Source organism: Streptomyces sp. NPDC048441, assembly GCF_043200235.1.
GTDB lineage: Bacteria > Actinomycetota > Actinomycetes > Streptomycetales > Streptomycetaceae > Streptomyces.
This window is the reverse complement of the sequence record NZ_JBICXM010000007.1, coordinates 301,552-325,374: the sequence shown is the minus strand read 5'-3', so window position 1 is coordinate 325,374 and position 23,823 is coordinate 301,552. Positions and strand designations below refer to the sequence as shown.

Annotated in this window: 19 protein-coding genes and 3 pseudogenes; 14 read left to right on the top strand and 8 right to left on the bottom strand. The window is 69.3% G+C overall.

Features of this window, described 5'->3' with window-relative positions:
• Position 1: 1 nt before the first annotated feature.
• Entirely contained in the window at positions 2-1,465 is a 1,464-nt protein-coding gene (locus tag ACGFSB_RS20235; RefSeq protein ID WP_393400882.1) for an NCS2 family permease, read from the bottom strand.
• 345 nt (positions 1,466-1,810) lie between these two features.
• Between ACGFSB_RS20235 and ACGFSB_RS20230 the strand changes: the two genes are divergently transcribed.
• The 4 genes from ACGFSB_RS20230 (at position 1,811) to ACGFSB_RS20215 (ending at position 6,894) form a co-directional block, all read left to right on the top strand.
• Positions 1,811-2,506 (top strand): helix-turn-helix domain-containing protein, encoded by a 696-nt coding sequence (locus ACGFSB_RS20230; RefSeq protein WP_393400880.1) that lies wholly within the window; start codon positions 1,811-1,813, stop codon positions 2,504-2,506.
• A gap of 153 nt (positions 2,507-2,659) precedes the next feature.
• The gene (locus ACGFSB_RS20225; protein ID WP_393400877.1) at positions 2,660-4,444 is read left to right on the top strand and encodes a bifunctional metallophosphatase/5'-nucleotidase; all 1,785 of its coding nucleotides are present in this window, start codon (positions 2,660-2,662) and stop codon (positions 4,442-4,444) included.
• A 103-nt stretch (positions 4,445-4,547) separates the two neighbouring features.
• On the top strand, positions 4,548-5,105 hold the full coding sequence (locus tag ACGFSB_RS20220) for a PadR family transcriptional regulator (RefSeq protein ID WP_393400875.1): 558 nt from the start codon (positions 4,548-4,550) through the stop codon (positions 5,103-5,105).
• A gap of 67 nt (positions 5,106-5,172) precedes the next feature.
• A complete protein-coding gene (locus ACGFSB_RS20215; protein ID WP_393400872.1) occupies positions 5,173-6,894 on the top strand; it encodes an acyl-CoA dehydrogenase family protein in 1,722 nt (573 codons plus the stop codon).
• A 92-nt stretch (positions 6,895-6,986) separates the two neighbouring features.
• Here ACGFSB_RS20215 and ACGFSB_RS20210 read toward each other — a convergent pair whose 3' ends face one another.
• Positions 6,987-7,403, bottom strand: coding sequence for a Fur family transcriptional regulator (locus ACGFSB_RS20210; RefSeq protein ID WP_393400869.1), 417 nt, complete (start codon positions 7,401-7,403; stop codon positions 6,987-6,989).
• Between the two features lie 271 nt (positions 7,404-7,674).
• Here ACGFSB_RS20210 and katG point away from each other — a divergent pair, with 271 nt between their 5' ends.
• A complete protein-coding gene (gene katG / locus ACGFSB_RS20205) occupies positions 7,675-9,888 on the top strand; it encodes a catalase/peroxidase HPI (protein WP_393400867.1) in 2,214 nt (737 codons plus the stop codon).
• Positions 9,889-9,942: 54 nt separating this feature from the next.
• Here the strand turns inward: katG and ACGFSB_RS20200 are convergent, their stop codons facing one another.
• Positions 9,943-10,263 carry a hypothetical protein gene (locus ACGFSB_RS20200; protein ID WP_393400865.1) on the bottom strand — a complete coding sequence of 107 codons (321 nt, stop codon included), beginning with the start codon at positions 10,261-10,263 and terminating at the stop codon, positions 9,943-9,945.
• Positions 10,264-10,369: 106 nt separating this feature from the next.
• Here ACGFSB_RS20200 and ACGFSB_RS20195 point away from each other — a divergent pair.
• The 4 genes and pseudogenes from ACGFSB_RS20195 to ACGFSB_RS20180 all read left to right on the top strand — a co-directional run.
• Positions 10,370-10,627 (top strand): annotated as a pseudogene (locus ACGFSB_RS20195) (Gfo/Idh/MocA family oxidoreductase); the annotation flags it as partial.
• A pseudogene (locus tag ACGFSB_RS20190) lies at positions 10,618-10,764 on the top strand (DUF6807 family protein); the annotation flags it as partial. The pseudogenes ACGFSB_RS20195 and ACGFSB_RS20190, both read left to right, overlap by 10 nt.
• On the top strand, positions 10,758-11,504 hold the full coding sequence (locus ACGFSB_RS20185; protein ID WP_393400863.1) for a cupin domain-containing protein: 747 nt from the start codon (positions 10,758-10,760) through the stop codon (positions 11,502-11,504). The pseudogene ACGFSB_RS20190 and the gene ACGFSB_RS20185, both read left to right, overlap by 7 nt.
• 122 nt (positions 11,505-11,626) lie before the next feature.
• Entirely contained in the window at positions 11,627-11,764 is a 138-nt protein-coding gene (locus tag ACGFSB_RS20180; RefSeq protein WP_393400861.1) for a hypothetical protein, read from the top strand.
• Here the strand turns inward: ACGFSB_RS20180 and ACGFSB_RS20175 are convergent, their stop codons facing one another.
• Complete coding sequence (locus ACGFSB_RS20175) at positions 11,765-12,499, bottom strand: class I SAM-dependent methyltransferase (protein WP_393400858.1); 735 nt, start codon at positions 12,497-12,499, stop codon at positions 11,765-11,767.
• A gap of 53 nt (positions 12,500-12,552) precedes the next feature.
• Positions 12,553-15,252, bottom strand: a complete 2,700-nt coding sequence (locus ACGFSB_RS20170) for a discoidin domain-containing protein (RefSeq protein WP_393400855.1) — start codon at positions 15,250-15,252, stop codon at positions 12,553-12,555.
• Between the two features lie 175 nt (positions 15,253-15,427).
• Between ACGFSB_RS20170 and ACGFSB_RS20165 the strand changes: the two are divergent.
• Positions 15,428-15,788 (top strand): annotated as a pseudogene (locus ACGFSB_RS20165) (helix-turn-helix transcriptional regulator); the annotation flags it as partial.
• 75 nt (positions 15,789-15,863) lie between these two features.
• Positions 15,864-17,123 carry a PucR family transcriptional regulator gene (locus ACGFSB_RS20160; RefSeq protein WP_393400852.1) on the top strand — a complete coding sequence of 420 codons (1,260 nt, stop codon included), beginning with the start codon at positions 15,864-15,866 and terminating at the stop codon, positions 17,121-17,123.
• 17 nt (positions 17,124-17,140) lie between these two features.
• Here ACGFSB_RS20160 and ACGFSB_RS20155 read toward each other — a convergent pair whose 3' ends face one another.
• Together ACGFSB_RS20155 and ACGFSB_RS20150 are read right to left on the bottom strand one after the other, a co-directional pair.
• Positions 17,141-18,586 carry a serine/threonine-protein kinase gene (locus tag ACGFSB_RS20155; RefSeq protein ID WP_393400849.1) on the bottom strand — a complete coding sequence of 482 codons (1,446 nt, stop codon included), beginning with the start codon at positions 18,584-18,586 and terminating at the stop codon, positions 17,141-17,143.
• Positions 18,587-18,814: 228 nt separating this feature from the next.
• Positions 18,815-20,260 (bottom strand): glyceraldehyde-3-phosphate dehydrogenase, encoded by a 1,446-nt coding sequence (locus tag ACGFSB_RS20150; protein ID WP_393400846.1) that lies wholly within the window; start codon positions 20,258-20,260, stop codon positions 18,815-18,817.
• Between the two features lie 254 nt (positions 20,261-20,514).
• On the opposite strand from ACGFSB_RS20150, the gene ACGFSB_RS20145 reads away from it, so the two are divergent.
• Together ACGFSB_RS20145 and ACGFSB_RS20140 are read left to right on the top strand one after the other, a co-directional pair.
• Positions 20,515-21,879, top strand: coding sequence for an FAD-dependent oxidoreductase (locus ACGFSB_RS20145; protein ID WP_393400843.1), 1,365 nt, complete (start codon positions 20,515-20,517; stop codon positions 21,877-21,879).
• A gap of 297 nt (positions 21,880-22,176) precedes the next feature.
• Positions 22,177-22,380 (top strand): hypothetical protein, encoded by a 204-nt coding sequence (locus ACGFSB_RS20140; RefSeq protein WP_393400840.1) that lies wholly within the window; start codon positions 22,177-22,179, stop codon positions 22,378-22,380.
• Here the strand turns inward: ACGFSB_RS20140 and ACGFSB_RS20135 are convergent.
• Positions 22,361-22,828 carry a DUF1348 family protein gene (locus ACGFSB_RS20135; RefSeq protein WP_393400837.1) on the bottom strand — a complete coding sequence of 156 codons (468 nt, stop codon included), beginning with the start codon at positions 22,826-22,828 and terminating at the stop codon, positions 22,361-22,363. The two genes, ACGFSB_RS20140 and ACGFSB_RS20135, sit on opposite strands and share 20 nt — an antisense overlap.
• Before the next feature lie 184 nt (positions 22,829-23,012).
• Between ACGFSB_RS20135 and ACGFSB_RS20130 the strand changes: the two genes are divergently transcribed.
• A complete protein-coding gene (locus ACGFSB_RS20130) occupies positions 23,013-23,564 on the top strand; it encodes a TetR/AcrR family transcriptional regulator (RefSeq protein WP_393400834.1) in 552 nt (183 codons plus the stop codon).
• The last annotated feature ends 259 nt before the right edge of the window (positions 23,565-23,823 follow it).

The following is a 23,823-nucleotide window of genomic DNA, read 5'->3' as shown; positions in this document are numbered from 1 at the left end:
GTTACTTGACGCCGAGGAGCTGCTCTATCGGGTCGATGGCGAAGTAGACGAGGAACAGCACCGAGACACCCCACAGCAGCCAGTGCACCTCGCGGGCCCTGCCGAGCGCGGTCTTGATGATGACGTACGCGAGGAATCCGGCGCCGATGCCGTTGGTGATGGAGTAGGTGAACGGCATGACGGCGATGGTCAGAAATGCCGGGATCGCGATGTCGTAGCGGTCCCAGTCGATGTGCTTGACCTGCGTCATCATCAGGAAGCCGACGGCGACGAGCGCGGGGGCCGCCGCTTGCAGAGGCACGATGGTCAGCACCGGGGTGAGAAACAGGGCGAGGGCGAACAGGCCGCCGGTGAACAGGTTGGCGAAGCCGGTACGGGCGCCTTCGCCGACGCCCGCCGCCGATTCGATGTACGTGGTCGCGGAGGAGGCCGAAGCGGCGCCGCCCGCCACGGCTGCCGCACCGTCGATGAGCAGAACCCGTCCCAGACCCGGGACTTGACCCTGCTCGTCGAGCAGGTCCGCCTCCGCCGTGACACCGACGACCGTGCCCATGGTGTCGAAGAAGTCGGACAGGATGAGCGTGAAGACGAGCAGCACCACCGTGATGACGCTGACCTGACCGAAGGCGCCGAAGAGGTCGAAGTGGCCGAGGAGTCCGAAGTCGGGGCTCTCCACGAGGGAGTCCGGCAGCGCGGGTGTGGTCAGGCCCCACGTCTTGATGTCGGCGGCCTTGTTCAGGATCAGGGCCAGGGCGGTCGTCACGACGATGCTGATGAGGATCGCGCCCTTGACCTTGCGGGCGAGCAGCACGATGGTCAGCACGAGCCCGAAGCAGAACACGAACATCGGCCAGCCGGTGAGGCTGCCGGTGCCGATCTGCACCGGCACGGTGGTGTTCGCGGCGTCGGGAATGCGGGTGACGAACCCGGCGTCGACAAAGCCGATGAACGCGATGAACAGGCCGATGCCGACGCTGATGGCCTGCTTGAGGGGCTGCGGGATGGCATGCATCACGGCCTCGCGCAGTCCGGTCACGACCAGCACGCAGATGATGAGGCCTTCGAGGACGATAAGCCCCATGGCGTCGTCCCACGTCATGATCGGGGCGAGCTGGAAGGCGACCACCGCGTTGAGACCGAGCCCGGCCGCGAGCGCGAGCGGCAGGTTGCCGCCGACGCCCATGATGACCGTCATCACCGCGGCCACGAGTGCGGTGGCGGTGACCAGCTGGGTCGGGTCGAGCTGGGCGCCGGTCTTGTCCTCGGCCCCGCCGAGGATGATCGGATTGAGCACGAGGATGTACGCCATCGTGAAGAACGTGGCGAATCCACCGCGTATCTCCCGGACGTACGTCGACCCGCGTTCACTGATGCGGAAGTAGCGGTCGAGGGGGCCACGGGGCACACGTGGTGCGCCGGATGCCGGCGACGCGTCGTGCGTGGCGCCGGTCGCGCTGTGATTCATCAACTCTCCAGGATCTGCGCATGACTGGGGGGCGCATGGAGCGTGCGCGGTGAACGCATCCGGAATCAGTGGACTGTTGGGGGAACATCCGAATCCGTCGTCGGCGGCGTCATGCGCGAACGCACATGCGAAGCGTCGTGGATCATACGGACGGAAGGTCGCCAGTGGGTGCTGGAAGGGCCTGAAGTGGCAATGGTTGCAAGGACGTTATGGAGATTCTGCGTCCTCGCTCCGCGCCGAGTCCCTGGATGCGCCCACGAAGGGCTCCTGGATGTATCCACGAAATGTAGGGTCAGTGAAACGCACAGTAGCCAGATCGATCTTCTGTCTCTATTATCGCGGGCTGTGCCTGGTCCCCCCTCACATGACCCGCCCCCGCCCTTCGACGCCGTCGCCGCGCGCCGCATCCGCGACTCTCTCGGCATGGCTCCTGGCCATGTCGCGCACGGCTTGCGCGTCTCGTTCGGCATGGGGCACGTCACCGCCGACACGATCACGGCCTGGGAACGCGGCTTGGCCGCACCCAGTCCAGGTGAACTTGCCGCCCTCGCGGCAGTGTTGTGGTGCGAGCCGACCCAACTCATCGGCGTGCCGAGGGGGTTGAGGGAGTACCGTCTGGTCCGCGGTTACGCCGCTGCCGATGTCGCCCGTTCGATCGGCATGGACGCCGCCGAGTACGAGACCGCCGAGCGCACGGGCGTGTGGACGGGGGACGCTCGTCAGTCGGGAGCACTGGTGTCCGTACTCGGGCTCTCGGTGCGCGACCGGATGACGGTCACCGGTGCGAACGCCGAACTCGCCGAACTGCTCGGCGAGGCTGTGAGCACCCGCTGGCAGGCTCATGCCCGAACCCTCGCGAAACTGACCGGCCTTGACCGCCGAACGCTTCAGGTCCCGCTGCGGACGATGCACCAGGAGTACCAGAACCTGATGACGGCGACCCTGAGCAGGGCCGGCGGCAGCGCCGCCTCCGGCGAGCAGGGCCGGGCCTATCTGGAGCGCATCGTCGACCGCTTCTGGTCCCTGCTGGCCGACGTGTGACGGAGCCCGGGTGCCTTCCGGGTTCAGGGCAAAGCCGGGTTCAGGGCAGAGCCGGGATCAGGGCAGAGCCGGGATCAGGTCCCCTTGGGTGATCATGGGCGATACCGGGTGTGTCCGGCACCTTCCTGCCCCGTGACTTCGTAGCGTCGCCGCGTGACCGAAACTTCTGTTCCCCTCTCACGTCCCCCCACCTCACTCCTGAAGCGCACCGCGATCACCGGCGCGGTCGCCGCTCTGGTGCTCACCCTCGGAGCCCCGGCCGGTCCTGCCACGGCCTCCGCCACCGACCCCGCACCCGCCCCGCGAGGCGGAGTGCCGGTGCAGCTCCTCGCCCTCAACGACCTGCACGGCAATCTGGATCCTGTCGAGGGCGCGGCAGGACGCGTGCGGCGCGGCGGCGGGGGAGACGTACAAGCAGGCGGGCTGCCCCAGCTGGCCACGCTCATGGACAAGGCCAGGACCGGACCGAACTCACTGAACGTGGCAGCCGGCGACATGATCGGCGGAAGCCCGCTGCTGTCCGCGCTCTTCCACGACGAGCCGACGATCCACGCCCTTGAGAAGCTCGGCCTCGATGTCGCGTCGGTGGGCAACCACGAGTTCGACGAAGGGCCGCGGGAGCTGGGCCGCATCGACCGTGGAGGCTGTCACCCGGAGGACGGCTGTGCTCCCGGCGGCGACTACGACGGCACGGACTTCCCCTACCTCGCCGCCAACGTGACCCGGAAGGGCGACACGTCACCGCTGTTGCGCCCCTACCTGGTCAAGACGCTGCCCGGCGGGCAGCGGATCGGGTTCATCGGCCTCGTCACCAAGAACGCACCCGAGGCGATCAACGCCTCCCAGGTCCGCGACCTGGAGTTCCACGACGAACTGCCGGTCATCAAGCGCTACTCGAAGGAGCTCGCCGGACGCGGAGTCGACGCCCAGGTCCTCCTGATCCACGAGGGCGAGTCCACGAACGGGGTGGCAGGCGCCGGGAACTGCGACGCCGAAGGGCCCGGGTCCCGGCTGCGCGGCCGGATCAAGGGCATCGCCGAAGGGGCGCCGAGCGCGGTCGACGTCGTCGTCACCGGCCATTCGCACGACTCGTACGAGTGTCATGTCACCGACCCCGCGGGCCGGTCCCGGATGGTGACGCAGGCCGACTCCTTCGGCCGCTCCTTCACCGATCTGACCTTCCGCCTCGACAAGGCCGGCGACGTCATCCGCCGCTCGGTGCGGGCCAAGAACCACGTCGTACCCGTCGACACCCCGAAGCAGCCCGCGATGACGCGGCTCGTGGAGACCTGGCGCAAGCGCTCCGATGCCGCGGCGAACCGGAACGTCGGCTACATCTCCGCCGACTTGCCAGGCCGCGGCTCGCCCGAGTCCGAGACCCCGCTCGGCAGCCTGCTCACCGACGCGCAGGTGCAGGCCACCCAGGGCTATGAGGCCGACCTGGCCTTCCTGAACCCCGGCGGTATGCGCGCCGACCTGGTGCACAAGGGCGACGGGAAGGTCACCTACGCCGACGCGTACCGCACCCAGCCCTTCGACAACCCGCTGTGGACGATGACGCTCACCGGCGAGCAGCTGATCACCGTCCTGCGGGAGCAGCTCACCGGCACCAACGCCGACGAGCCGCGCTTCCTGCAGCTCTCCAAGGCCCTGCGCTACTCGGTCGACCTGAGCCGCAAGGGCGCCGACCGGCTGCTCACGGACACGGTGCGGGTGAAGGGCAAGGCGGTGCGGCCCACCGACACGTTCCGCGTGACCGTCAACGACTTCCTGGCCAACGGCGGAAACGGCTTCACGACGTTCACCAAGGGCACCGACCGCGACGGCGGCGACGTGACCGACCTCGAAGCGCTGGTGGAGTACCTGGGCGACAAGTCGAGCCCGGAGGCCCCGATCGGCCCGCCGGCGCCCGGCAGGATCACCTTCGTCGGCAGGTAGGCGAGCCGGTACGCACACAATGAACGATGCCGCCCTGGTGAGCCGTGTCTCACCAGGGCGGCATCGCTTGTTTATGCAACGAGTTGCATAGCAGGATCGGCACATGGCGCTAGAGCACGCGATCCTCGTCTCGCTCCTTGAGAAGCCGGGCTCCGGCTATGAGCTGGCCCGGCGGTTCGAGCGGTCCATCGGCTACTTCTGGACCGCCACCCACCAGCAGATCTACCGCGTGCTCAAACGCATGGAGAGCGACGGCTGGGTCGAGGTCCGCGAGGTGCCGCAGCAGGCACGGCCGGACAAGAAGGAGTACTCCGTCGCCGCCCTCGGGCGTACGGCGCTCTCCCAGTGGCTGCACGAGCCCATCGAGCCCGAGAGCGTCCGGCACGAGCTCGCCGTGAAGATCCGCGGCGCGGCCTTCGACGACCCGGTTGCGCTGATCCGTGAGGTCGAGCGGCACCGCCAGGCGCACACCGACCGCCTCGCGCGCTATCTCGCGGGGGAGTCGCGGGACTTCACCGAGGCCGAGGCGCCCCGGACGCCCGATGCCGGGCGGGAGCTCCAGCACGTCGTGCTGCGCGGCGGCATCGCGTACGAACGGATGACGCTCGACTGGCTCGACGACGTGATCGCGACCCTCCACCGGCTCGGTCCCGAGGACTGAACCGGCCAAGCGCTCCACCCCACCAGCCTCACCACCCTCACCTCCCGAGCCGGAAAGGCGAACACCCATGGCCGACCCGCTGCTGTTCAACCCGCGCACCTACGACCCGAAGCACTTCGACCCCGAGACCCGCAGGCTGCTGCGCGCCACCGTGGACTGGTTCGAGGCCCGTGGCAAGCGCAAGCTGATCGAGGACTACCGGACCCGCGCCTGGCTGGCGGACTTCCTCGAGTTCTCCGCCAAGGAGGGCCTTTTCGCGACCTTCCTCACCCCGGCCTCCGCCGCCGAGGGGAAGCCGGACGCGCGCTGGGACACCGCCCGGATCGCCGCCCTCAACGAGATCTTCGGCTTCTACGGGCTCGACTACTGGTACGCGTGGCAGGTCACCATCCTCGGCCTCGGCCCGGTCTGGCAGAGCGACAACGCGGCTGCTCGGACGCGCGCCGCGGAACTCCTCTCCCAGGGCGAGGTGTTCGCCTTCGGCCTGTCCGAGAAGACCCACGGCGCCGACATCTACTCCACCGACATGCTCCTCGAGCCCGACGGCAACGGCGGCTTCCGGGCCAGCGGCTCCAAGTACTACATCGGCAACGGCAATGAAGCCGGGCTCGTCTCCGTCTTCGGCCGCCGCACCGACATAGAGGGCCCGGACGGCTATGTCTTCTTCGCCGCCGACAGCCGCCACGAGGCGTACCACCTCGTCAAGAACGTCGTCGACTCCTCCAAGTACGTCAGCGAGTTCCGTCTCGACGACTACCCGGTCGGTCCCGACGACGTACTGCACACCGGCCGTGCCGCCTTCGACGCCGCCCTCAACACCGTCAACGTCGGCAAGTTCAACCTCTGCACCGCCTCGATCGGCATCTGCGAGCACGCGATGTACGAGGCCGTCACCCACGCACAGAACCGGATCCTCTACGGCCGACCCGTCACCGCCTTCCCGCATGTGCGCCGCGAGCTGACGGACGCGTACGTCCGTCTCGTCGGGATGAAGCTGTTCAGCGACCGCGCCGTCGACTACTTCCGCTCCGCGGGCCCCGACGACCGCCGCTACCTCCTCTTCAACCCCATGACGAAGATGAAGGTGACCACGGAGGGCGAGAAGGTCATCGACCTGATGTGGGACGTCATCGCGGCCAAGGGCTTCGAGAAGGACACCTACTTCGCCCAGGCCGCCGTCGAGATCCGCGGGCTGCCGAAGCTGGAGGGCACGGTCCACGTCAACCTCGCGCTGATCCTCAAGTTCATGGGCAACCACCTCCTGAACCCGGCCGAGTACGCGCCGGTGCCCACCCGCCTGGACGCGGCCGACGACGACTTCCTCTTCCGGCAGGGACCGGCCCGCGGCCTGGGCGCCATCCGCTTCCACGACTGGCGTGCCGCCTACGACGCGTATGCCGAGGTTCCCAACGTCGCCCGCTTCCGGGAGCAGGCGGACGCCCTGTGCGAGTTCGTCACCACCGCTGCTCCCGATGAGGAGCAGAGCCGCGACCTCGATCTCCTCCTCGCTGTCGGCCAGCTCTTCGCCCTGGTCGTGCACGGCCAGCTGATCCTGGAACAGGCGCGCCTGACGGGACTTGAGCAGGACGTGCTCGACGAGCTCTTCGCCGTCCTCGTACGCGACTTCTCCTCGCACGCCGTCGAACTGCACGGCAAGGACTCCGCCACCGCGGAACAGCAGAGCTGGGCCCTGGGCGCGGTGCGGCGGCCGGTCGTCGACGACGCTCGCTCGGCGCGTGTGTGGGAGACCGTCGAGTCACTGGCCGGGGCGTACGAAATGGCTCCGTAGCACTGATCCACAGCGCGACGCAGGCCCTCGGTCCGATTTCCGGCCGGGGGCTTGTCGCGTTGCTCCGCCGTGGGTGAGCCGTGCGCTTCTGGCTACGCGTGGGCGCATTCGGGGCAAAGGCCCCGGTAAGTCACCTCGACGTCGGAGACGGTGAAGCCGAACCGCTCCGCGGGCGGCAGCTCGGCCAGCAGGTCGCCGCCGGGGTGGACATCCCGGATGGCGCCGCAGCCCGAACACACCAAGTGCTGGTGGGGGTGGTGGGCGTTCGGGTCGTACCGCTTGGCGCGGCCCTCGGTGGCCACCTCTATCACCTCGCCGAGTGAGACGAGCTCGCCGAGGGTGTTGTAGACGGTGGCGCGCGAGATCTCCGGCAGCCGTTCGGTGGCGCGCGCGAGCACCTCGTCGGCGGTGAAGTGGACGTGTTCACCGGTGAGTACCTCGGCGACCACGCGGCGCTGAGCGGTCATGCGCCAGCCACGTCCGCGAAGTCGTTCGAGCAGGTCACTCATGCCGGCCAGCCTAACTGTGCATCGTTTTGACGAATGTAGACGAAAGAATCCGTACGGACCTGTCTGTCGTATTGACTTGGATTAGGTCCATCGTAGGATCAGTTCCGGTCGATAGCCAAGGGGCAGGGCAACAGCAGGGAAGAGCACGTGACTTCAGGAGCAGGCGAGCGTCGTCGGCCCGGTGCTGATCCGCGACCTCGCCGGGGCCACCGACCGTTCCCCCGCCCGCAGTTCCACAGCACCGTGATCCGCCCCGTCCGGAAGGATTTCCATGACTGAGAACCACGACGCGATCGTCACAGACCCGAAGCCGGAGGAGGCAACCGGCTGCCCGGTCGCGCACGGTCGCGCGCCGCACCCCACCCAGGGCGGTGGAAACCGTCAGTGGTGGCCGGAGCGGCTGAACCTGAAGATCCTCGCCAAGAACCCCGCCGTGGCCAACCCCCTCGGTGAGGAGTTCGACTACGCCGAGGCGTTCAAGACCCTCGACCTGCCGGCGGTGAAGCGCGACATCGCCGAGGTCCTCACGACCTCGCAGGACTGGTGGCCCGCCGACTTCGGCAACTATGGCCCGCTCATGATCCGCATGGCGTGGCACAGCGCGGGCACGTACCGCATCAGCGACGGCCGCGGCGGCGCCGGTGCCGGGCAGCAGCGCTTCGCCCCGCTCAACAGCTGGCCGGACAACGTCAGCCTCGACAAGGCCCGTCGGCTGCTGTGGCCGGTGAAGAAGAAGTACGGCCAGAACCTCTCCTGGGCCGACCTCATGGTCCTCACCGGAAACGTCGCCCTGGAGACGATGGGCTTCGAGACCTTCGGCTTCGCCGGCGGCCGCGCCGACGTCTGGGAGCCCGACGAGGACGTGTACTGGGGCCCCGAGACCACCTGGCTCGACGACGAGCGCTACACCGGCGACCGTGAGCTGGAGAACCCGCTCGGCGCGGTCCAGATGGGTCTCATCTACGTCAACCCCGAGGGCCCCAACGGCAACCCGGACCCGGTCGCCGCGGCCCGCGACATCCGTGAGACGTTCCGCCGCATGGCGATGAACGACGAGGAGACCGTCGCGCTCATCGCCGGTGGTCACACCTTCGGCAAGACCCACGGCGCAGGGCCGAGCGAGAGCATCGGCGACGACCCCGAGGCCGCGTCCATGGAGCAGCAGGGCTTCGGCTGGAAGAACTCCCACGGCACCGGCGTGGGTGCCGACGCCACCACCAGCGGTCTCGAGGTCATCTGGACCACCACCCCCGCGCAGTGGGGCCACGACTTCTTCAAGCACCTCTTCGAGTACGACTACGAGCTCACCCAGAGCCCGGCGGGTGCGAACCAGTGGGTGGCGACGAACGCCGAGGCGATCATCCCCGACGCCTTCGACGCGTCGAAGAAGCGCCTCCCGATGATGCTCACCACCGACCTGTCGCTGCGCTTCGACCCGGTCTACGAGCAGATCTCGAGGCGTTTCTACGAGAACCCGGACCAGTTCGCGGACGCGTTCGCCCGCGCCTGGTACAAGCTGACGCACCGTGACATGGGTCCGATCGTGCGCTACCTCGGCCCGGAGGTGCCCGCCGAGGTGCTGCTGTGGCAGGACCCGCTGCCGGCGGCCGAGGGCGAGCCGGTCGACGCCTCGGACATCGCATCGCTCAAGGAGCAGATCCTGGGCTCGGACCTCACCACCGAGCAGCTGGTATCCGCTGCCTGGGCAGCGGCGTCCTCCTTCCGCGGCAGCGACAAGCGCGGTGGCGCCAACGGCGGACGTATCCGCCTGGAGCCGCAGCGCAGCTGGGAGGCGAACAACCCGGACGCCCTCGCGCAGGTCCTTCGCACGCTGGAAGGCATCCGGTCGTCCTTCAACTCCGGCGCCAAGAAGGTCTCGCTGGCCGACCTGGTCGTCCTCGGCGGCTCCGCGGCGGTCGAGAAGGCGGCCAAGGACGCGGGTGTCCAGGTCGAGGTGCCGTTCACGCCGGGCCGTGTCGACGCCGCACAGGAGCAGACGGACGTCGAGTCGTTCGCCGCGCTCGAGCCGACCAACGACGGCTTCCGCAACTTCGTCGGCAAGGGCAACCGTCTGCCGGCCGAGTTCCTGCTGATCGACAAGGCGAACCTGCTGACCCTGAGCGCGCCCGAGCTGACGGTCCTCGTCGGCGGTCTGCGCGTCCTGGGCGCCAACCACGCCGGGTCGAAGCACGGCGTGTTCACGGACAAGCCGGGCACCCTGTCGAACGACTTCTTCGTCAACCTGCTCGACATGGGCACGACCTGGAAGTCGACGTCCACAGCGCAGGACGAGTTCGAGGGCCGTGACGCGAGCGGCGCGGTCAAGTGGACCGGCACCCGCGCCGACCTCGTCTTCGGCTCGAACTCCGAGCTGCGCGCGCTCGCGGAGGTCTACGCGAGCGATGACGCCAAGGAGAAGTTCGTGAAGGACTTCGTCGCGGCCTGGGACAAGGTCATGAACCTCGACCGGTTCGACCTGGTCTGAGTTCTCTGATCGCGACGTCAGGGCCGGCCCGCGCGGGCCGGCCCTGACGTCTTTTCAGGTCCCCATGAGGTCCCGGGCATCGACCGGGCGCCCCGTGACGAAGGACTGGTTCGCGGCCAGGCCTGTGGCCAGCGAACGGGCGCCGTCGCCGGCGTCCGCCGCGCGGCCCAGGGAGTCCGCCCCGCCGGGGGCCCGCTCGCCGAAGAGATCGGCCAGCATCCGCACGTCCCCGCCGCCGTGCCCGCCCACGCCTGAGGGCACCTTCACCTCGCGCGGGCGGCGTCGCCGACTTGGGGGATCTCCACCGGCGCCGATGAAGATCCTGGTCGGAGCGGGGGTGGTGGGCAGCGTGCGGGCAACGTTCGCTGTCCACATATTGAGTCGTTTCAGTTTTCGGCCCCGAGGTCTTGTCCTGACTTTCCTGCGATGCCTAGGGTCGGCCCCAGCGCAAGCGCTTTCTAAGTCTGTTCGAGGAGACCGTATGTCCTCCACCCTCACTCGCCTGCGTGCCGCCGTCGTCGGCACCGGCGGCATCGTCACCGGCAGTCATCTGCCCGCCCTGCGGGCCCACTCCGACCGGATCGAGCGCAGAGCCGCCGTCGATGTCGACCCGGCCGGGCTCGACGCCTTCCGCACCGCGGCCGGGGCGATGGACATGGATGTCGAGGGGTACGCCGCCTTCGCTGCGATGCTCGAGGCCGTCCGGCCCGACCTGGTCCTGATCGGCACCCCGCCGTCGCCTTCTCCTGGGCGTTCTTCGAGGAGTTCGAGCTCGCCCCCGGCGCGTCGTTCGCCTACCGCTACCGGGTCGTGGTCGCCGACGGAGCCTGGGACCGCGACCGCGTCGCCACGCACCTGAAGGGACTGACATGGTGAGCCTGCCGCAGCCGCTGCCCGGAGCCATCGGCCTCTCGCATCTGACCGCGTACGACTGGGAGGCCGCCGACGGAGTGTGCGGCGGCAGCCCGCATCTGCACCTGGTGTGCACGGAGGCGTACGTCGTCACCGGTGGCCGTGGCGCTGTCCAGACGCTCAGCCCCGACGGCCACCGCGAAGTGCCCCTGGAAGCGGGCTCGGTCGCGTGGTTCACACCCGGCACCGTGCACCGCATGATCCAGGGCGGCGACCTGCGGATCACGGTCCTGATGCAGAACAGCGGCCTGCCCGAGGCCGGGGACGCCGTCTTCACCTTCCCGCCCGACGTGCTCGCCGACCCCGAGCGGTACGCCGCCGCGGCGAAGCTCCCCGCGAAGGAAGGGCCGGAGGCGGAAGCCGCCGCCCGCAAGCGCCGAGATCTGGCCGTCGAGGGATACCTGCCGCTGCGCGAAGCGCTCGAAGCCGGGGACAACGGCCCCTACCTGGAATTCCAGCAGGCCGCGGCCCGGTTCGTGCGGGACAAGGTCCCCACGTGGCGTGAGCTGTGGCGGGCAGGTGCACTGGCCACCGCCGAGCGCACGGGCGCGGAGCTCGACGCGCTCGAGTCCGGCAGCCCCGACTACCTCGCGGGGTCGGGCTCGTACGACAGCCGTCCTTCCCGCATCGGTGGCTACGGCATGTGCGGGCGCCGCGACGAGTACGAACTTCCGGGCACCACGCTTCCGTACAACGGCGAGTAACCGCCCCCGTCGCAAGACCTCATAAGAAGAGCCCATCAAGAATCCAGAGAGGAGAGGTGTCATCGGCAGGCCCGGAAACAGGACAAGGTGGTCCTGCGCAACGGCCGCGGTGCTCACGCTCAGTGCTGCTCACCGGCTGCGGCGGCTCGGACGCCTGGATGATGCTGCCGCTGGCGCTCCTCGTGCCGGGGCCGCTGGCCCTGGCGCTCACCGCCATCGATGTACGCAACGTACGTGTGCCCCAGGGGAAGACGGCGTGATTACGGGCGGCGGGCGAAGAAGACGAACTCCCTGCCGGGTCGGTCCGGGGCATCGCGGACCTCGTCCACGACATAGCCGTGGGCGGTCAACGTGGCCGTCACCTCGGCACGCTCGCGGAAGCGGAGGGTCGAGTCGGAGGTGAGGGTCTCGCCCGTCGCCTTGCGGACTACGCTGCTCCGGAAGGCCACCAGCGGCCAGCTGGTGTCGGTCGCGTCAGTGACGTCCACCCAGGCCTCGACCTCGCCGACGCCTTCGACGGTGACCGTGCGGTGGGTGGCGGCGCGGTTCCACTCCTCCCACGCCCGCCGGGCCGGATCCCGGGTCTCGAAGACGAGGTGACCGCCGGGGCGCAGGGCGGCATGGATCCCGCGCAGTGTGCCTTCCCACACCTCCGGGTCCGCGATCGCCTGGGCCACGTTGGCGGTCATGGTGGCCAGGTCCACCCGCATCTCGGGGAGCGCCGTCGCGTCGCCGTGGATCCACCGCACACGCTCGCTGCCGGGCTTCGCGCGGGCGACGTCGAGCGAGGCTGCGGCGGGTTCGACGCCGGTCACCCGTAGCCCGCGGTCGGCGAGGAGCAGCGCGAACGTGCCCGTACCGCATCCGACGTCGAGCACCTGACGTGCCCTCAGTTCCGCTGCCACGTCGGCGTAGACGTCCAGATCACTGCGGTCGGCGTCGAGCGGATCGTAGAGCGCCGCAAGCTTCGGGTTCTCGTACAACTCGTCTGCCACGCCCGGCAGGCTATCAACGGGCGTGGCAGACGCGATCGCGTGGCAGAGGCGGCCTACCGGCCGACGGTCAACTCCTCGATGCCCGCGGGCTTTTTCGCACTCTCCGAGGTGAAGTTCACCCGGACGTAGCGGGCCACGCCACCGCCCGGCTCGGCAGCCTTCCAGTGCTGCCCGTCCAGCGACGTCCGCACCGTGTGCTTCGTCGGCTTCACGTCCGTCCAGTGCGGGGTGATCTTGGAGATCCGGGTGGCCTTGCCGAGGTCCGCGGTGAGGCCGGCGCGGGCGGTGCCGGGGACCCAGGCGGTGGCGGTGTTGCCGTCGAGTGCGGCGTCCGCGTACTGGCCCGGCTGCTCCGAAGTCGCCTTCGCCGTACGGCACCTGGCGAGGTTGTCGGTGGGCTCGAGGTCCGGGCGGCGGGTCTTGATGTGCGCGGGAGCGCCCTGGCTGACGATCTGCTTGCCCTGCGGGGTCTCGATCTCGAAGGGGGCGCCGTGGGTGAGCCGCACGCTGGTGTCATGCGCGCCGATGGCGATGTCGTACGTACGGCCCTGCCAGTGCAGTCCGTTGAGCTTGACGCCCTGGGACAGCTGCGGAGGCAGCATCGGGTCGAGGTGCACGCTGTTCTCGCGCATCCGCTGCCCGGTCAGGCCGTTGGTGAAGACCTGGAGGAAGCCGCCCTGGCCGGTGGTGAAGTTCTGTGCCGGGGAGCCCGACAGGGGGTCGGTGGCCCCTGCTTTGTCGCCGCGCGCCTCCGAGAAGAGGTTGAACGGGCCGCGTGCGAAGGGCCGGATGGAGCGCTCCAGGTAGGTGTACGCGGAGCAGCCCGGCTCACCGATCGAGGCGGCGTCGATGGCGTGCACCGAGTCGGTCATGGCGGGACCGTCGGGGTCGGTGCGGGCCGCGTAGTAGTCGAGGGTGTTGGTGGCGGCCTGCTTCGACATCGGCCACTCCAGCGGGTACATCAGGAGCACGGTGTCCGCCTGCTTGATCACCGAGCCCTTGTAGCCGTCGTACTGCTGGAAGACCTGCTTCTTCTTGTCGTAGGGGATGCGCAGCTTGTCGGCGACGGTGCCCCAGCTCGCCGGGGCGTCCTTGCCGAGGATCTTCGCTGCGTGGGCGGCGGTGCGCAGGGTGGTGGCGGCGCCCGCGTTGGTGAAGACTCCGTCGTCGACGCCGTTGCTGTACTCGTCAGGTCCCGCGACGTCCTTGATGGAGTAGCTGCCGTCGGTGTTGCGCGTGGCGCGGTGGGTCCAGAACTCTGCGATCCCCTGGATCACCGGCCAGCCGCGGGTGCGCAGCCAGTGGGTGTCCTTGGTCGCGAGGTAGTACTGCCAGGCGGCCAGGGCCACATCGCTCTGCAGGTGGTTCTGGGTGCGGCAGTGCGGCGGGTCGACACTGTGGCACTCGGACTTGAGGTCGCCCTTGCTCGCGCTGGTCCAGGGGTAGAAGAGGCCGGGGTGGCCCAGCTTCTCGGCGTTGGCGCGGGCGGCGGCCCGGGTGCGGTAGCGGTACTCCACGACGGTCTTGGCGAGGTCGGGGTGGGCGGCGAGCAGCCCGGGGTACATCCACGTCTCCGCGTCCCAGAAGACGAGCCCCGCGTAGTTGTCGCTGCTCAGGCCGGTGGGGGAGATGCTGTTGGCCGAGCCGGTGCGGGTGCTGGAAAGCAGCCCGTACTGGGCGGACCGTACGGACGGCTGGAGTTCGCCATGCCCTGGCACCTCGATGTCGCTGCGCCAGAGCTTGCGCCAGGAGGCGGTGTGGGAGGCGAACAGGGCGTCCCAGCCGCGACCGGCCGCCCGCTGCGAGGCCGCGACGGCGTCGCGCTCGGGGGAGCGGGAGGTCAGTGCGGTGTCGACGCCTACGTACTTGGTGAGCTCGTAGGTCCGGCCGGACGTGACGGGGATTCCGGTGGACTGATGGGCGCTCAACTTGCGTGCGGTAGCTGAGGTTTGTTCATTTCCTGTACGTACGCCATGCCCCGCCCGGAGCGTCGATGCGACCGCCCCTTCGGTTTTCGTACCGTCCGTGCGGAACCCGACGGCCATGGTCTGCCCTCCGGAGCGGGCGCCGCCGCCGGTGGGCGTCATGCGCCGGGCACCGCGTCCGTCGATGCGGTCGGTGACTTTCGCGTCGCCGTTCCAGTGGGGAGTCATCCGCAGTCGTACGGCGCCGACGTGCGGGTCGTCGCGGTCCGCGAGGACGTCGTAGACGAGGTCGGTGGCCCGGCCGTCGGTGGCCGTCCAGGTGAGCTCGGTCCGCACGAGGCCGCGGCGCAGGTCGAGGCTCTGCCGGTAGTGCGAGATACGGGCGGCCGGTGTCGCCGAGGTGAAGGTCTCGGACGCGGGCCCGCCGGTCGACACCGTGAGCGGGGTCCACGTCGGGATGGCGGCCGCGACCTGGCGGTTCTCGGTGGTGTCCTTGTTGTGCGCGTAGAGCCCGGAGACGAAGGAGCCGTCGTATCGGGGAGTGAACAGGGGCCATCCGGTCTTGGCGTCGGCGGCGGCGTAGCCGGTCCCGTTGGGTGCGACCCGCTGGCCGAGATAGCCGTTGCCGACGAAGGCGTGGTACGTGTCCTTCGGATCGAGGCGGGTCGAAGTCAGCGTCCAGCCGGACCCGGGGGAAGTCGCGGGCGACGCCGGAAGCGCAGCGCCCGGGGTCGCGATATCGGCCGCTGCGGTGGGGGGAACGGCCGCCGCGAGCGCGCCCACGAGGAGGGGCGCGATGAGCCGGGCCGTGCGGGGGAGGGGCCTCATTGTGCTCCGTTGCAGGATCGCCGGGGAAGGTCAGGCGACCATAAAGAGGTGAACGATCCGCGTCAATGAGTCGCGCAGTGTGTTGAAGAATCAAACGAACTGGCGAGTAGGTCCTACTCCTTGACACCCCGGGCCCACAGCCCTTCGTGGCCTGCGCAACCCGGCCCGAGTGGTTCGCCGGCGTACCCGCGAGGCGCGCGGCCCGTGCGTGACGCGCTGGTCGCCTTCGAACGGGTGCGGGAGTGCTCGCGGCACTGACGCCGCAACAGCAGCGCATCGCCCGCCACGTGGCGGAAGGCGCCACCAACCGCGAGGTGGCGGTGCGGCTTTGGGTGAGCCATCGCACCGTCGACCATCACCTGCGCAATGTGTTCGCCGCCGTCGGCGTACGCTCCCGCGTCGAACTGTCGCGGCTGCTCGCCCGTGGCGGCGGTTTGCCGGACAGGCGTCAGGGGGTACAGGACCGCGATCAGGGGTTGCCGGACCGCGATCGGAGGTTGCCGGACCGTGATGAGGAGATTGCCGCACACCTCTAGGTACCGACCGGGCGGTATGCCATTCTTCGGGCGTCAGGAAGATCCGGCAGTGCGCACACTCCCCGTGGAGGCCCCATGCCACACGTCCTGCGGTCACGGGTCGGGCCCCTGCACGAAGTGCCCGCCCTCACCCCTCTCGCACCGGGTGCACGCTCCCTCCTCGACGCCGAGACCGTCACCGTGCTGCATCGCGCGGCCCGCGCCCTGCTCGGCGACCTGGCCACGATGACCGACCGTCTCGTCGCGGCCCTGCGTGAGCAGGAACCCGCCTACCGCGCGGCCATCGAGGCCCACCCCACCGAAGTGTGGCAGGAGGTGCACCGCTCATTGCGGCACAGCGTCACCTCGCTCCTCCAGCCGGGGGAGACCAGGGAGGCGGCCCATCGCACCTCCCGCCAGATCGCGGTACTGCGCGCCGAACGGGGCCTGCCGCTCGACGCGTTGCTGCACGCCTTCCGGCTCGGCGGGGCGATGGTGTGGCAGGGCCTCGTCGAGGAGGTCGCGCGCGGCAACCCCGACGACATGGGGCTGCTCATCCATGTCGCCACGGATGTGTGGAACTTCGTCGACGAACACTGCGGCGTCGTCGCCGATTCCTACCGCCGCACCGAGCGCCGCCTCGCCTGGCAGCACGAGGACCGGCTGCGGCTGCTGACCGCGGGCCTCCTCGACGGGAGCGCCCGCCTCACCGACCTGCCCACCGCCGCGGACGTCCTCGGGCTGCCCGAGGACGGATGGTACGCCGTGATCGCCCTCGCGGGGGAGGAGAGCAGCCTCACGCTGCCGACGGGTACGCGGATGCTGCGCCATGCCGCTGCCGGGGTCCAGTACGTCCTCGTCCTGCTCGGCGACACCGATGCCGACCCGGCCGCCGAACTGGCCGCGCTCGCCGCGGGACTCGACCTGGCTGCCGGGGCCCGCGCGGGCATCGGGTCGCCGGTGGCGGGTCTCGCCGCCGTCCCGCACGCCCGTCGGCTCGCCGATACGTCGCTGCGCACCTGCCCCCGCAGCGGCGGCGCCGTACTCCTGGACGAACGTCTGCCCGACGCCCTCGTCGTGTCGTCGCCCGAGCTCGCCGAGGCGCTCACGGAACGCGTCCTCGGCCCGCTGCGCGCCCTCGACCCCGCCGACCGGGACCTCCTCCTCGCCACGCTCGCCGTCTGGCTGGAGACCGACGGCTCCGCGCAGCGCGCCGGCGCCCGCCTCTACTGCCATCGCAACACCGTCCTCAACCGGCTGCGGCGCGTCGAGCAGTTGACCGGCCGGAGTCTCACCCGGGTCGGCGACATGGTGGAGTTCTCGCTCGCCCTCGGTGCCAGCAGGCTGCTCGGCTGAAGGCGCAGGACCTCCCGCTATCGGTGAGGTTCGACGCACAGCTCCCAGGGGCGGCCGTCCGAGCCCTGGAACCGTACGGTCTGGAAGGTGTTCGAAGGGGTCTTCCACGCCGGGTAGTTGGAGCATCCGGTGCCGCCCGAGCCGGGCAGGCCGCTGGAACCGGTCGTGCCCGTCGCGGCGGTCGTGGCCTGCACCCGATAGGTGACCTTCGACTTGGTGGCGCCGGACCAGCAGGGGACCTGGACCCACTCGCCCGCGACCCAGTCGCCGTCCTTCTTCTCGGGCTCGACGTAGTGGACGCAGTCCTCGGGCTCGGCGGCGGAGACACTGCCGTTGAGGCCTGCGCTGACCCAGTTGGAGAAGCCTTCGTTCTCGGCGTAGAGAAGGCCGAAACCGACGGCGGCGGCGAGGAGCCAGCCGAAGACGGCCGCCGGGTTGGTCGATTCCGCGGGCTTCGGGGTCGTCGGGGCCGAAGGCTTCGGCGTGCTCGGCGGCTTCGGGCGGGCCACGGGAGTGGCCTGGACGGCGGTCCGGGTCTTGGCCTTGTCCTTGGCCGTGGCGGTGGGCTGTGACCCGGGCTTGGGCTTGGTCTTGGGCTGCGGCTTTGGCTGCGACTTCGGCTTGGGTTTCGGTTTGGGCTCCTGCGCCGGGGACTTGAGCAGGTCAAGGGCTTCGGGGATCGAGGGGCGATCCGCCGGGTTCTTCTCCAGAAGGGCCTTGACCAAGGGCTCCAGGCGGTCGGCACGCCGCATCGGAGGGGCCTTCTCGTACGCGACAGCGTGGAGCGATCCGGCGGGGTTGTCCCGGTGGAAAGGGGAGACGCCCTCGACGGCCTCGAACAGCGTCGTACCCAACGAGAACAGGTCGCTCGCCGCCCCCGCCCTCTCGCCGCGGGCCCGCTCCGGGGAGAGGTATGCCAGCGAGCCGATGACCAGGCCGGTCGCGGTCAGGTGGGAGTCGGCCTGGTTCACCGCGATGCCGAAGTCGGTGAGCAGGATTCTGCGGTCCTCGGTCACCATGACGTTGGCGGGTTTGATGTCGCGGTGCACGATGCCCTGCTTGTGGGCCGCATCGAGGGCTTCCAGGAGAGCCTGGGCGAGCCTCTCGGTGGCGTCCACCGAGAGGTGGTTCTTCCTCTCGAGGCGCTCCTGAAGGGTCCCTCCGGTCACCAGCTGCATGATGATCCAGGGCGCCTCGTCGACGATCACGACGTCATGGACGCTGACGATGCGCGGATGGTCCCGCAGCTTCGCCGCGTTGCGCGCCTCGCGTCTGGCCCGGCGTAAGCGGTCCGCACGCTCGACGGGTGGCAGCGCCGCGTCGAGGATCAACTCCTTGACGGCGACGTCGGTTTGGAGCGTCTCGTCACGCGCGTGCCAGACCCGGCCGAAGCCTCCGGATCCGATGATGCGGTCGAGCCGGTACCGGCCACCGACCAGCAGGCCTTGCGTCCCCCGTGTCACGGCTCCCCCTCGTTCCACTCTTCCGCCAAGCGTGCCACTTCTGCTCGGTAGTGGTGACGATGTTGTCAGGGGTGGTGGTTTCGTGGCCGCGCACTCAGTTGTCCCGTCCGGTCCGGTCCGGTCTAGTCCGTCCGTCCGTCCGGTCCGTCCGGGGCGGGACGGCGGAGGGGGCCGCAACCCGATGCCGACCGGCATCGGGTTGCGGCCCCCTCCCAGAACCTGCCGGGATCAGACCGTCGGCACCGGGTACGTCGGGTACTCAACGCCGGAGACGTGCTGGACCACGCGGATGACCTGGCACGAGTAGCCGAACTCGTTGTCGTACCAGAGGTAGAGGATCGCGTTGTCGCCGTCGACCCTGGTGGGACCCGCGTCGATGATCGAGGCGTGGCGCGAGCCGATGAAGTCGCTCGACACCGCGTCGGGGGCGGTGGTGAAGTCGATCTGGCGCTTGAGCGGCGAGGTCAGCGACACGCCCCGGAGGTAGTCGAGGACTTCCTCGCGGTTGGTCTCGCGGCCGAGCCGCAGGCTGAGGATCGCGATCGAGACGTCCGGCACCGGGACGCGGATCGAGCTGCCGGTGATGGTCGCATCGAGGTCGGGCAGCGCCTTGGCGACGGCGGATGCGGCACCGGTCTCGGTGATGACCATGTTGAGCGGCGCCGAGCGGCCGCGACGGTCGGCCTTGTGGAAGTTGTCCAGGAGATTCTGGTCGTTGGTGAACGAGTGGACGGTCTCCACGTGCCCGCGCACGACGCCGTACTCGTCCGCCATCGCCTTGAGCGGCGGCACGATCGCGTTCGTGGTGCAGGAGGCGCAGGACAGGATCTGCTCGTCCGGCTTGATCATGTCGTGGTTGACGCCGTGCACGATGTTCGGGACGTCGCCCTTGCCCGGCGCGGTCAGGACGACCTTGTCGACACCGGGGCGCAGGTGCTTGGAGAGTCCCTCGCGGTCGCGCCACTTGCCGGTGTTGTCGATGAGGATGGCGTCCTTGATGCCGTACGCCGTGTAGTCGACCTCGGAGGGGTCGTTGGCGTAGATCACCTTGATCTCGTTGCCGTTGGCGATGATCGTGCTGTTCGCCTCGTCGACGGTGATCGTGCCCTGGAACTGGCCGTGGATGGAGTCACGGCGAAGCAGCGAGGCGCGCTTGACGATGTCCTGCTCGCCGCCCTTGCGGACGACGACGGCGCGCAGACGCAGTCCGTTGCCGGAGCCGGCCTTCTCGATGAGCAGGCGGGCCACGAGGCGGCCGATGCGGCCGAAGCCGTAGAGGACGACGTCGCGTCCCTCGCGGCACTCGATCTTGTTGGCGCCGGTGGCACCGGCGACGGCCTCGGCGGTGAACTCCGCCACCGGCAGACCGCGGTCGTCGGACTTGTACGTCGCGGCGAGCATCCCGATGTCGATCTGGGAAGGACCGAGATCGAGCGTGGTGAGAGCCCGTAGGAACGGCAGGGTCTCGGTGACGGAGAGTTCCTCACCGGCTATCTGCCGGGCGAATCGGTGGGTCTTGAGGAGGCTGACCACCGACTTGTTCACCAAGGAGCGGCTGTGGAGGAGGACGGTGACGTCCCGCTCCCGATGCAGCTTCCCGATGATCGGGATCATCGACTCCGCGATCTCTTCGCGGTGCTTCCAGTTGGTGAACGAGTCGTCATTGACAGTCACAGGTTTATCTTTCGAGCTAGGCGGCGCTCATATGCTAACCCGGCGCCACTTTGATCATGCAATCGGTGTCGCCCATGCCCGGTGGGCGGCCATGGCGGGGGAGTCCCGGCCGTCCGGGCCCAAACTCATCCCTGGGGTTCTCATAAGGCAGCCTTATGAGTCCATAGATCGAACCCGGCTACTAACTTAGGTTTGCCTTAGTTTAGGCTTCCGGGGTGAGCTCCCCCTGCCACCGCTCGAAGGGAAACCTGAACATGCCTCGCCCTCTGCGGGTAGCCATTGTCGGAGCCGGCCCCGCCGGCATCTACGCCGCCGACGCGCTGCTGAAATCCGCGGTGGCGGTCGAGCCCGGTGTGTCGATCGACCTCTTCGAGCGGATGCCGGCCCCCTTCGGCCTGATCCGCTACGGCGTCGCCCCCGACCACCCGCGAATCAAGGGCATCGTCACGGCCCTGCACCAGGTCCTTGACAAGCCGCAGATCCGCTTCTTCGGCAACGTCGACTACCCGGGCGACATCAGCCTGGACGACCTGCGCACCTTCTACGACGCGGTGATCTTCTCCACCGGGGCGACGGCCGACCGGGCGCTCGACATACCGGGCATGGAGCTCGAAGGGTCGCACGGAGCCGCGGACTTCGTCTCCTGGTACGACGGGCACCCTGACGTGCCGCGGTCCTGGCCGCTCGACGCGGAGAAGGTCGCCGTCCTCGGCGTCGGCAACGTCGCGCTCGACGTGGCCCGAGTCCTGGCCAAGACGGCCGAGGAACTGCTGCCGACCGAGATCCCGGCGAACGTCCACGAGGGCCTGAAGGCCAACAAGGCCCTCGAGGTCCACGTCTTCGGCCGCCGTGGCCCTGCGCAGGCGAAGTTCAGCCCGATGGAGCTGCGGGAGCTCGACCACTCCCCGAACATCGAGGTCATCGTCGACCCCGAGGACATCGACTACGACGACGGCTCCATCGCGACCCGGCGCGGCAACAAGCAGGCCGACATGGTCGCCAAGACCTTGGAGAACTGGGCCATCCGCGACGCCGGCGACCGCCCGCACAAGCTGTTCCTGCACTTCTTCGAGTCGCCGACCGAGATCATCGGCGACGACGGCAAGGTCGTCGGCCTGCGCACCGAACGCACCGCCCTCGACGGCACGGGCAACGTCAAGGGAACCGGCGAGTTCAAGGAGTGGGACCTCGGCGCGGTCTACCGCGCAGTCGGCTACCTCTCCGACGAACTGCCCAAGCTGCCCTGGGACGTCGAGTCGGGCACGGTCCCGGACAAGGGCGGCCGGGTCATCGAGGAGACCGGGGAGCACCTGCAGTCCACGTACGTCACCGGCTGGATCCGACGCGGCCCCGTGGGCCTCATCGGCCACACCAAGGGCGACGCCAACGAGACAGTCGCCAGCCTCTTGGACGACCACGTGAACGCTCGCCTCCACACGCCTGCCCTGCCCGATCCGGCGGCCGTGGACACGTTCCTCGGTGAGCGGAACGTTCGCTTCACGACGTGGGACGGCTGGTACCGCCTCGACGCCGCGGAGAAGGCGCTTGGCGCGGCCGAGGACCGCGAGCGCGTGAAGATCGTCGAGCGCGAGGACATGCTCAAGGCCAGCGGCGCCTGAGCCGGCCGCCCAGGCCGGGAACCGGAAGAGACCCGCAGTCGACCCCTGGTGCGCACGTCCCGTACACCCGCAGCTCCTGAATCCGCGGGCGTACGGGCCACGACGGCCCACTGGATCGAGGTTGCGGCATCATGCACTGGTACGAGGACGACGGATTCTGGTCCGATTTCTCCGAGACGATGTTCTCGGAGCGGCGGCGGGCGCCGGGCTCCTGAAGCGGGCCCGCGCCACCTGCGAGGAAGCCTCGGCCGAAGTCCGGCTCGTCCAGGCGGACATGCCTCCCGCGCACCCGCCGTCGTGTTCGGCCGCCAACGGCTCGCGGTCGGTATCGGCGCCTTCGCGAGCGGTGTCGCCGGAGGCGAGGGCTACCAGCTGGCCGAACGGACCGGCCACGCCGGTCTCTTCTGGGCCGCGGTCGCCGCGCAGTGCGCCCTGCTGCCGCTGCTCCTCGGCAGGGCCCTGCACCGCCCGAGCCGCTCGCTCACAGTCCGAGGTCGCTGAGGCCGGGGTGGTCGTCGGGGCGACGGCCGAGCGGCCAGTGGTACCTGCGGTCGGACTCCTGGATGGGGAGGTCGTTGATGCAGGCGTGGCGGACGCGCATCAGGCCGTCGTCGTCGAACTCCCAGTTCTCATTGCCGTACGAGCGGAACCAGTGGCCGGAGTCGTCGTGCCATTCGTAGGCGAAGCGCACCGCGATGCGGTTGCCGTCGTGTGTCCACAGTTCCTTGATGAGGCGATAGTCGAGCTCCCGGTCCCACTTACGGGAGAGCAAGGCGACGATCGCATCGCGCCCGGTGACGAACTCCGCGCGGTTCCGCCAGCGGGAATCCTCGCTGTAGGCGAGTGCCACCTTCTCGGGATCGCGGGTGTTCCAGCCGTCCTCGGCCAGGCGGACCTTCTCGGCCGCGGTCTCCCGGGTGAACGGCGGAACGGGGGGTCGTGCGGCCATGTCGCTCTCCTGAGGCTGAGGCTGAGGCTGAGGTGATGTCGGTGTGGTGACCGCGAGAACGATCGTTCTCCGTTCGGGGTCGCCCACGATAGGAGAACGAACGTTCTCGCGCAATGGTGCGACCGCGTCCCGGCCCGTAGTACTCTCGAAGAACGCACGTTCTCTTCTCTTGGATGGGGCTTCCATGGATCACGCCGAAGCGGAAGTCAGACTCCTTGACGCCGCCGATGAGCTCTTCTACGAGCGCGGCGTGCAGGCCGTGGGTATGGACCAGGTGCGTGCCCGCTCTGGCGTCTCGCTGAAGCGGCTCTATCAGGTCTACCCGTCGAAGTCGGAGCTCCTCCTGGCCTGCCTCGAGCGCCGCGACCGCCGCTGGCGGGCACGGCTCGCCGAGTACGCGGACGGCCGCCCGGAAGGCGTGGAGCGTGTTCTCGCGGTCTACGACTGGCTGTACGAATGGTTCTGTGAACCCGACTTCCGGGGCTGCGCCTTCATCAACTCGTTCGGCGAGCTGGGGGCCGTCGACCCGGCGGTGGCCGACACCGTCCGGGCCCACAAGAGCGCCTTCCACGACTACCTGGCCGGACTTGTGGCCGCGGCGGGCGCACCGGGAGAGACTGCCGGACCGTTGGTCCTGCTCGCGGAGGGGGCCATGACCGCTGCCGCGATCTCAGGGTCACCGGAGCCGGCGCGCCAAGCCCGTCAGGGCGCGGCTCAGTTGCTGGCCGCGCGGTAGCCGCCGGCCGCTTTACGGGAAGGGGACTGATGGCCAAGACGTATCGCATCGGATTCGGCACACGCCTGATCAACGACGTGTTCCGGACGATGACCCGGTTCGGCATCGGCAAGGGCTACCGGTACATCCTGACCGTGCGCGGCCGGAAGTCGGGCCGCCTCTTCTCCACCCCGCGCGGCCGGGCAGATCGACCTCAGCAGGGGCGGCACGTCGCAGACCGTGCGCGTGATCGAGCTCGGGCCCGAGGAGAGCGTGCCCG